Raw genomic sequence first — 9,154 nt, 5'->3', positions numbered from 1 at the left:
GTACCGCCAGGCTACCAGGCAACGCCGCTGATCTCCTGGGGTGACCCGATTTTTGCTGATGCGCCGGAGTTTGAACAATCAGGCTTGCAGGATTCCATCGCACAAGCGGGTCAGTTTGGTGACAACACCGACGGAATGAGCCTGTTCCCGATCAGTGACAATCGCGCGGTGCTGGCGATCAACAACGAATATACCAACTATGAGTATCTGTTTGCCCACCAGGGCAGCGCGATGACTGCGGATGACGTGAAAAAAGCGCAGGCCGCGCATGGTGTGACTGTGGTTGAAATTGTCAAAGAAGCCGGCAGCTGGCGGGTTGACCGCAACGGTAGTCGCAACCGTCGTATTACCGCGAATACGCCAATGCTGTTGACAGGCCCGGCGGCAGGGCATGAGCTGATGAAAACCGCAGCCGATGCCGAAGGTTTGACGCCTCTGGGCACCTTTAACAACTGTGCAAATGGTCAAACTCCATGGGGCACTTACCTTACGTGTGAAGAGAACTTCCATGGTTACTTTGGCAGTCGCAGCGAAGTGCCACTCAGTGATGACCACAAACGCTATGGGGTAAAAGCCAAACCAAGCGGTTATCAGTGGCATGACCATGATGAGCGCTTTGATGTCAGCAAGCATCCCAACGAACCGCACCGCTTTGGCTGGGTCGTCGAAATTGACCCGCATGATCCTGATGCTGTGCCACTAAAACGTACCGCGCTGGGCCGCTTTAAGCATGAGAATGCCGCCCTGGTCGTCAATAGTGACGGTCACGTAGTGGTGTACCTGGGGGATGATGAGCGGGGCGAGCACCTGTACAAATTTGTCTCTAAACATCGTTACAAACCGGGCAAAGATAAGCAGAACCGTGATTTGCTGGAAGACGGTACCTTGTATGTGGCCAAGTTCGACATCGAGCAGGGTGAACTCAAAGGTCGCGGTGAATGGATCGAGCTGAGCTATGGCAAAAATGGCCTGAATAAACAGAGCGGTTTTAACGACCAGGCTGAGGTTATGATCTTTGCCCGCCGCGCTGCCACCCATGTTGGAGCGACGACCATGGACCGCCCGGAATGGGTCGCGGTGCATCCGGACGAGAAACACGTGTTCTGTACCCTGACCAATAACAAATACCGTGGCGTGAAAGAAAACCAACCTGTTGGCGGCCCTAACCCTCGGGCTGAAAACCACTACGGCCAGATTCTGCGCTGGATGCCAGCCAATGGCGACCACACTAGCGACAGCTTCGACTGGGACCTGTACCTGATTGCCGGTAACCCGACGGTGCATCAGAACAGCCTCTATGCTGGTAGTAACAATATTAACGAAGACAACATGTTCAACAGCCCGGATGGTCTTGGTTTTGATAAAGCCGGTCGTCTGTGGATTCTGACCGATGGCAACTACTCCAACCAGGGCAATTTTGCTGGTCAGGGTAACAACCAGATGTTGTGTGGTGATCCGGTGACGGGCGAAGTGAAGCGCTTTTTGACCGGACCGGTAGCGTGTGAAATTACCGGTCTGACGTTTGCGCCGGACTACAAAACGATGTTCGTCGGCGTACAGCACCCGGGTGAAGAGGGTGCTCCGTCGCACTTCCCGGCTGGTGGCGATTCCAAACCCCGCTCTACGGTGATGATGATTACCCGTGAAGACGGCGGTGTCATCGGCGGATAAATACCGGCAAGATGTTTCACCTGAAAGAGCGCTGTGGCGCTCTTTTTTTTGTCGCAGCAGCATTCACGGCGGTTGGCCGATTCCGGTCAGTTACCCCGATGGGGATGCTGCCAACCCGCAACAATCGGCCGTAGCCACAGTAAATCCCGCTCAGATTTGACATCTTGCCCGGTCAGTACGATTTTTTACAAACATCATTAAATTTTTTGGCATCAGAGACGTATTGACCATTTGCGCCATCGTACGGAGAGTTGAGCATGAAAAAATGGAGTGGATTGTTAGCAGCATCAATCATGTTGGCCGGTTGTGGCGGCGATGATGGCGAGTTAATTGTCATCAGTGCGGTGGGAAAAAACTTTGAAACCGACAGTGAGAAGCTGGAATACGCACAATATGTGTCAGACAGCGTGGCTGCCGTTGTCGACGCAGTACTGAATAAATCTGAATGCCAGACCAGCGATCAAGTGGAGTGCAGTATTAACGGCTATGTCTATGCCAACGGCAATGGCACTCTGTATACCCTGTTAACCACCAGCACGATCACGGTAGAAAACAACAGTGGCTTTTTAAAGGTCACGGCCGATCACACCAACCCGGCGGAACAAATTTTTCTCATTTCAGGTGCAGGTGCACTAGTGGCGGTGAATTTATCCGCTGGCAATAACCATTATATTCAGGTGTCTGATTTAACCTCGGTCAATACGGTATCATTCGACGTGCTGTATGTGGACAGCCAGGACACGTGGGGCGACGAAGGTCAGCTGTTTTCTGCGCGCTCCTCGGTCAATTTCGAATACGACAGTGCTAATCGGCTGTTTAACCGCGGCGATGCTTACACCGACTATCGCAACCTGCAAAGTTACCCCTGGGCGGTAAACAGTACCGGTATAGCGTTCCTGAAATAACCGGGCCCTGCAGGTATCGCTCTTTCAGCAATTGAGAGTGGCTAGCTTGGAAAGCGCTACGCAAACTCAGTGCCGATTGCTATCATGTTAGCTTGTAGTCGGGGAGCCGTTGGCTGAGATCGCATTGCGAGACCCGTTGAACCTGATTCAGTTAATACTGACGTAGGGAACTCACTCAGACATCCCCATCGTTTTGCTGCGCTAGCGTTGCTAGCAATTTGCAGTGATCACCCTGGCTGCCTGTCGAGTTTCCGGACTGACCCAATTTGGCAGGAAAAATATGTCACACTCTACTCCCATTGTTCTCTCTATTGCCGGCTCAGATAGCGGCGCCGGAGCTGGAATTCAGGCCGACATCAAGGCGATCTCGGCCACCGGCAGTTATGCCTGCACTGTGATCACCGCGATAACGGCGCAAAATACCCTTGGGGTGCAACGGGCAATGACGGTGCCGCTGGAGTATATCGCCGCCCAGTTGGATGCACTGTTCAGCGATTTGAATGTCGTTGCGGTCAAGACCGGTATGTTAGTCAATGCCGAGGTGATCGAACTGGTGGCGGATAAACTGGTGCAATACCAGCCTAAGTTTATCATTGTGGATCCGGTCATGATTGCGACCAGTGGCGGTGCGCTGCTGGAGAAGACCGCGGTAGAAACCCTGCAGCGGCGCCTGCTGCCGCTTGCTGATCTGGTTACGCCCAACTTGCCGGAAGCTGAAGTACTCACGGGCCAACATTTTGACCGCTTTGAGCAGCAACCGGCGCTTATCGCGTCGCTGCGAAGCCTACCCGCCAAGGCGGTACTGCTCAAAGGTGGTCATCAGGTCGATAGTGCTAGCAGTCGTGATTGGCTGATAACCGACCAGGAGGTAGTGCAAATGGGGGCGCCGCGCGTGAATACCCAAAATACGCACGGAACCGGCTGTACGCTTTCTGCGGCGATAGCCAGTTACCTGGCACAGGGTGAGCCGTTAGCCGCTGCGGTAAGTAAAGCCAAAAACTACCTGACTAGAGCGATTGCAACCGCCGATGAACTTGCGGTCGGGCAGGGGGCAGGCCCGCTGCACCATTTTTTCCATCTGGATGCCCACTTAGCCGTCAAAGCGTGATCAATAAATCGCCATACTGGTATTTGGGGCGTCAATATTAGCGGTACTTTTGCGCTGATTTGACAGCGATTTGATATAGCTTGTTGTCAATATGCTTTACCTTTAAAGATGAACATATAGCAAGGTAAAGCAGGCAAGTGAAAATGGGGATCAAAAACAGGCGCGCAGAATGGATACTGTTGGCCGCATTGCTAGTTAGCATATCAGTGATGTGGTTAGCGCTGCCCGTTGACCTGACTGCGAGTGTCTCAGAGTTTACCGGCATAGTGTTCTCCGGATTGACGGATTCTGCCGGCAGCATCGGCTTCGTCCTGACGCTGCTGGTTTGCATGTTGCTGGTATTGCGGATCGCGTTGCCACTGCCTGAACTGTTGCGTTTTATCATGCAACTGATGGCGATGTTGTTGATCAGTTTCGCCACTAAGAGTGCGCTGAAACAAGCAACCGAGAGCCCGAGGCCTTATACCGAATTGCTGACTCAGCAACTGGTCATTCCCCAGCCGGCTCATTTCTATAAATTAACTGAGCCGCGCAAAGCGGCCTTAATCGATAAAGTGAAAAACGTCAGTGACTGGCGAATCCGTCACTGGCTGACGGAAATGAACTACTCCTTTCCATCTGGCCATACTCTGTTTGCCGCAGTCTGCCTGGTGATGTTTGGTGGCGTATTCTGTCGCGCCCGCAGACCGGGTCTGGTGGTCCTGATCACCGCTTGGGCAAGTATGATCGCATACAGCCGTTTGTGGCTGGGTATGCACCGCGTGGAAGATCTGATCGGTTCGGTGGTGTGTGTCGCGGTCATGCTGTTGCTGGTTCCGCAGTTTGGCCGCCAGGCTCGCTGGTTACTGCGTCTTCTTGAGAAGCTGGGCTGGCGACAAAAGCTGGAATCTATGCTTGGCAAAGTCGCCACTAACTCATAACCGAACATGGGTTTCCTTCCCGGTGCAAAGGCTTCAGCTGCTTGATTCCGCCCGTAAACATTGGAACCCGACGGGTTAGCGTCTATAGTCACACTGTTGCTTACCGTTAGGGGAATCGTTTGGTCACTATCGCATGGACTGCGTTAGCTTTGCTGGCATTTGCAGCCAATTCATTACTATGCCGCGGGGCGTTGAGCGGGGCTGGCATGGACGCGGGCAGCTTTACTCTGTTAAGGCTGTTGTCCGGTGCGGTAACTTTATCTGTGCTGACGCTGATGACCCGTCAATGGCAGTCCGGCGACTGGCAATGGCGTTTTGCACTCAAGGCCGGACTGGCGCTGTTTGGTTACGCGCTGCTGTTTTCTTATGCCTATCTCCACCTTTCTACCGGCACCGGCGCGCTATTGTTATTCGGTTCGGTACAGATGAGCCTGCTGGTCCTGTACCGCCTGCAAGGCAACCACCTGTCCGGACTGGAAATGACCGGCATGGCGATTTCCGTATCCGGGTTTGTCTACCTGATGCTACCCAGTGCCACACGTCCGGACCTTTGGTCTGCCATCATGATGATTCTGTCCGGGGTCAGCTGGGCGCTGTTTACCCTGCTCGGTAAACAAGCCAGTTCACCACAGAAAGCCATTACTCAGGGGTTTGTCATCGCCAGCCTGCTCTGTTTAGTGACCCTGCCCTGGTTACCGTCGTTTGCCACACTGCCACGTGACGGAGTGGTATTGGCGCTGGGTTCCGGTGCCGTTGCCTCTGGTCTCGGTTATGTCGTCTGGTACTATGCCCTGACACAACTGACGCTGTTACAGGCATCCATCAGCCAACTAGCCGTTCCTGCTATCGCCGCACTGATGGGGACTGTGTTATTGGCAGAATCCCTCTATTGGCAGCAACTGCTGTCTGGTGCACTGGTATTGGGTGGCATCGCCTGCGTGTTTATCGCTCGGGCAAAACAGAGCTAAAAGTTGCGCTGTCCGGGCGGCTGTACTCTGAGAAATTTTAGTTGCGGGTGATTTCTGTTTCGACAAATTAACCCGGTTAGTTCAGAATCGGCTAAGAGTTTGTAACCGGATAAAAATTCAGATGAATACCGCACTGTTAGGTATGTTTATACCCACCTTTTTCTTTGTATCGATTACTCCTGGTATGTGTATGACACTGGCGTTGACGCTGGGAATGAGTGTGGGCTATCGCCGTACCCTGTGGATGATGGCCGGTGAATTGGTCGGTGTTGCGGTGGTGTCGGTGGCGGCGGTATTGGGTATTGCTGCGGTGATGCTGAACTACCCGTGGTTATTTATCGGATTTAAAACCGTTGGTGCCGGCTACCTGTTTTATCTCGGGGTGCAAATGTGGCGCTCCCGGGGCAAGCTGGCGCTCAATTTTGAAACACAGACCAGCACCAAAGGCGACTGGGATTTAGTAGTGCAGGGGTTTGTAACCGCGATTGCCAATCCCAAAGGCTGGGCGTTTATGATCTCTCTGCTTCCGCCGTTTATCGACCAGTCCCAGCCGTTGACAGCGCAGTTGGTGTTGTTGGTGTCGATCATTCTGATCTCTGAATTTGTCTGCATGACGCTTTATGCGACTGGCGGGAAAGGACTGAAGCGGGTATTAGGCCATGCTGAAAATGTGCGCGTGCTGAACCGGGTCGCTGGCAGTCTGATGATGGGCGTCGGTATCTGGCTGTTTGTCAGCTAACCGTCACTCTGCAGGAAGTGTAGCGAGCAAAATAACAGACTACTATTACTGTTGACCAGTAACCGACCAGCAGCGACATAATGATACGGAGAATAGTGGGCATGGAAAGAGTGGTTGATATAAACCGTTGGCACAAAGAGCATGTTAAGAGTGAGCAGGAGCTGAAACATGTATTTATCGAAGTGCGCTCCCTATATCAGGCTCAACCTTACCCGGATTATTCCTCCCGCTTACAGCGCCTGCTGGCGGTAAAACAAGCGTTGATCGAAAGCCAGCAAGAACTCGCCCGGGCGATGAGCGAGGATTATGGTTACCGCAGTCAATTTGACAGCCTGATCTGTGACGTTATGCCTGCCGTACAGCATATCAACTATACCGTGCGGAATTTGAAGCGTTGGATGCGTCCTGAACGACGTAAAAGCGGTCTGATGCTGATGCCTTCCCAAGTTCGTGTGGAATGTCAGCCGCTCGGGGTGGTGGGGGTGATCGTACCCTGGAATTTTCCCATCGTCCTCAGCGTGGCGCCTGTGATCAGCGCCATCGCGGCAGGCAACCGGGTAATGGTAAAGCTCAGTGAATACACGCCTCAGACAAACCGGGTACTGAGCCAGATCTTCAGTGAGTTGGGTGATCACCTCTATGCAATAGAAGGTGGCAGCGATATCGCGATTAGTTTTTCCCAACTGCCATTCGACCATCTGCTGTTTACCGGTTCGACTCAGGTAGGCAAGCTGGTGGCCAAAGCGGCGGCGAGTAATCTTACGCCGGTGACACTGGAAATGGGCGGCAAGTCGCCGGCATTGGTTGCACCAGATGCAGATATGGCAAAGGCCGTTGATGCGATCATGCTAGGAAAGGCACTGAATGCAGGACAAATCTGTGTTGCGCCAGATTACGTGATGGTGCCAAAAGGCAAGGAGCAGGCGTTTGTCGAGCTGTATTTGCAGCGTTTTCAGGCTCGTTTCTTTGATCAGGAAAGAGTTAATGACCTGACCCATATCATCAATCAGTCCCAGTTTGAAAGACTCGACCAGTTGCTCAAAGATGCGGAACTGAAAGGGGCCGTCATCCATTCATTGCCATGTCCAGAAACGGACGGAGAACGTTTGATGCTGCCGCATCTGGTTACCGGCGTCAGTGAAGACATGCGTATCGCCCAGGAAGAAATCTTTGGCCCGATCTTACCCGTTATCGGCTATTACCAGTTCAGTGAAGCCATCGCTTATGTCAACCGCAAGCCCAAACCGTTAGCCCTCTATCTGATGAGTCGCGATAAACGTTTGCAACGGTCGGTAATGCAACAGACTCACAGTGGTGGCGTGTGTATCAACGAAACATTACTCCATGTTGCAGCTGAGGATGCTCCGTTTGGTGGGGTCGGCGAATCCGGTCTTGGCAATTATCACGGTATCGAAGGGTTTCGCACTTTTTCCAATATTAAGACGGTACTGACCACGCCCACCTGGCTACCGCGAGCACAGCTGGTTCTGAAATTTCGTCATCGCATTGGTCGAATACTCAGTCGTTGGTGGTTACGTTAGTCAGATGGGCAGGCAAATTAATTTTGTCTGTTTATCAAGGCGAATACCATTTCCCCTGATTTGGACTGGATTGTAATCATACCTGTACATTCCGTTACCTGTTGGCGACAGAATAACCGCAAGCAGACCGATATCCTAGGTCTCTATTCGCAGGCTACATGTACGGAGCAGATTATGTCACCTCTCAATTGTCAATTAATGGCGCTCGCACCTCTCTCGTTGTCGTTAATGGCTTGTGCAGCGACACCGCCACAGGCTCCTGAGTCGGATTACCCATTTAGTGACCAACAATTACAGCAGGCGCTACAGGAACGGCTGGCGCTACTGGGTACCGTATCTGTGCGCTACGGCGAACAAACATATGATCGAATTCTGGCTTCAGAGGTGAACAAAGCGGATTTGGCCAGTGGTCATTCGCGCCTAGATTTGATGGTTATGCTGGCCAGTCAATCCGGACAGTATCTGGTGCTGCGAATCAAAGAATTTCAGCAAGTATTTGAACAAAAATCGGAATGTGAACTGTTGTTACCGGATGGTGATGGTTATAGTCGCAGTAAAGTGACTTGTCAGTTAAAACCGAATGGCGAACACTACTCCGCTCAGCTGGATAATGGACAAACGGTGGTATTTACCGCGCAACCGGACGCCGAATATATTTATACGATAGGCAGTGTACTGTTTAAAGTTGAGCCGAAAAGTAGCCAACCTACATCCACCATCAGACTTACCAGCTATTCCGCCTTTGACCCGATATCCGAATTCTTCACCGGAAAAAGACAGCCAGGTTCTTTAGGCTCGGCCAGCTATTTGTCACTCAAGCAGGCGCTTAAACCGTATCCGGGCCAAAAAGCAGTATTGACGATCGCTAACCAGATAAGGGGGTCTGTAGATGATGAGATTAATATGTTTACCGGTCTACTGCTCCGTAAGCGCAAAGTGGACACCTATCTGAGTTATACCGGCCGGGTGGCTTCTGGCGGGGTCGATCTGTTTAGCGCCGGAGCTCATCGAACGATTGAATTGGCAGAATTTGATGAAGATATCAGTCTTACTGAGCGATTAGGCGTACACAGCTGGCGCAATATGGACACTAATCTGCAAGCAACCGAGATCCCTTTTGACAATGATAGCCATTATCGACAGGCCAGTTACTTTAACCAAATGCTGGGCAGCAAGGGCGTTCCATTTTACCTGTACACCATTAATGTCGCTCCGGCTGATAGCATGCACTACATGACCCGTTCAGAAACGGAACAGTATCGACTGGTCAATGAATTCAGAGTGATGGCGAGTAACTAGCTG

The 9,154-nt window shown here is 52.1% G+C and carries 8 protein-coding genes and 1 riboswitch; all 8 genes read left to right on the top strand.

What is annotated here, in order from left to right:
- A partial coding sequence (locus tag ACQY6F_RS17235) for a PhoX family protein (RefSeq protein WP_428776193.1) occupies positions 1 to 1,671 on the top strand: 1,671 nt, incomplete at its 5' end.
- A 257-nt stretch (positions 1,672 to 1,928) separates the two neighbouring features.
- The gene (locus ACQY6F_RS17230) at positions 1,929 to 2,576 is read left to right on the top strand and encodes a hypothetical protein (protein WP_428776192.1); all 648 of its coding nucleotides are present in this window, start codon (positions 1,929 to 1,931) and stop codon (positions 2,574 to 2,576) included.
- Between the two features lie 89 nt (positions 2,577 to 2,665).
- Positions 2,666 to 2,762: riboswitch (TPP riboswitch) on the top strand.
- 94 nt (positions 2,763 to 2,856) lie between these two features.
- Positions 2,857 to 3,684, top strand: a complete 828-nt coding sequence (thiD, locus tag ACQY6F_RS17225) for a bifunctional hydroxymethylpyrimidine kinase/phosphomethylpyrimidine kinase (RefSeq protein WP_428776191.1) — start codon at positions 2,857 to 2,859, stop codon at positions 3,682 to 3,684.
- A gap of 209 nt (positions 3,685 to 3,893) precedes the next feature.
- Positions 3,894 to 4,604: a phosphatase PAP2 family protein gene (locus ACQY6F_RS17220; RefSeq protein WP_428776189.1), complete on the top strand. Its 711-nt coding sequence runs from the start codon at positions 3,894 to 3,896 to the stop codon at positions 4,602 to 4,604.
- 119 nt (positions 4,605 to 4,723) lie between these two features.
- Positions 4,724 to 5,572: a DMT family transporter gene (locus ACQY6F_RS17215; protein WP_428776188.1), complete on the top strand. Its 849-nt coding sequence runs from the start codon at positions 4,724 to 4,726 to the stop codon at positions 5,570 to 5,572.
- Between the two features lie 121 nt (positions 5,573 to 5,693).
- Complete coding sequence (locus ACQY6F_RS17210) at positions 5,694 to 6,311, top strand: LysE family translocator (protein ID WP_428776186.1); 618 nt, start codon at positions 5,694 to 5,696, stop codon at positions 6,309 to 6,311.
- Between the two features lie 101 nt (positions 6,312 to 6,412).
- Positions 6,413 to 7,852: a coniferyl aldehyde dehydrogenase gene (locus ACQY6F_RS17205; protein WP_428776185.1), complete on the top strand. Its 1,440-nt coding sequence runs from the start codon at positions 6,413 to 6,415 to the stop codon at positions 7,850 to 7,852.
- Between the two features lie 174 nt (positions 7,853 to 8,026).
- Entirely contained in the window at positions 8,027 to 9,151 is a 1,125-nt protein-coding gene (locus ACQY6F_RS17200; RefSeq protein ID WP_428776183.1) for a hypothetical protein, read from the top strand.
- The last annotated feature ends 3 nt before the right edge of the window (positions 9,152 to 9,154 follow it).

The organism is Vibrio sp., assembly GCF_050299255.1.
GTDB lineage: Bacteria > Pseudomonadota > Gammaproteobacteria > Enterobacterales > Vibrionaceae > Vibrio.
The sequence above is the reverse complement of the archived record's forward strand: the minus strand, read 5'-3'. Positions and strand labels throughout refer to the sequence as shown.

Excerpts from the sequence above, each read along its gene's own strand:
- ACQY6F_RS17230 (WP_428776192.1), top strand. The coding sequence starts at position 1,929 with ATGAAAAAATGGAGTGGATTGTTAGCAGCATCAATCATGTTGGCCGGT.
- thiD (WP_428776191.1), top strand. The coding sequence starts at position 2,857 with ATGTCACACTCTACTCCCATTGTTCTCTCTATTGCCGGCTCAGATAGC.
- ACQY6F_RS17220 (WP_428776189.1), top strand. The coding sequence starts at position 3,894 with ATGTGGTTAGCGCTGCCCGTTGACCTGACTGCGAGTGTCTCAGAGTTT.
- ACQY6F_RS17210 (WP_428776186.1), top strand. The coding sequence starts at position 5,694 with ATGAATACCGCACTGTTAGGTATGTTTATACCCACCTTTTTCTTTGTA.
- ACQY6F_RS17205 (WP_428776185.1), top strand. The coding sequence starts at position 6,413 with ATGGAAAGAGTGGTTGATATAAACCGTTGGCACAAAGAGCATGTTAAG.
- ACQY6F_RS17200 (WP_428776183.1), top strand. The coding sequence starts at position 8,027 with ATGTCACCTCTCAATTGTCAATTAATGGCGCTCGCACCTCTCTCGTTG.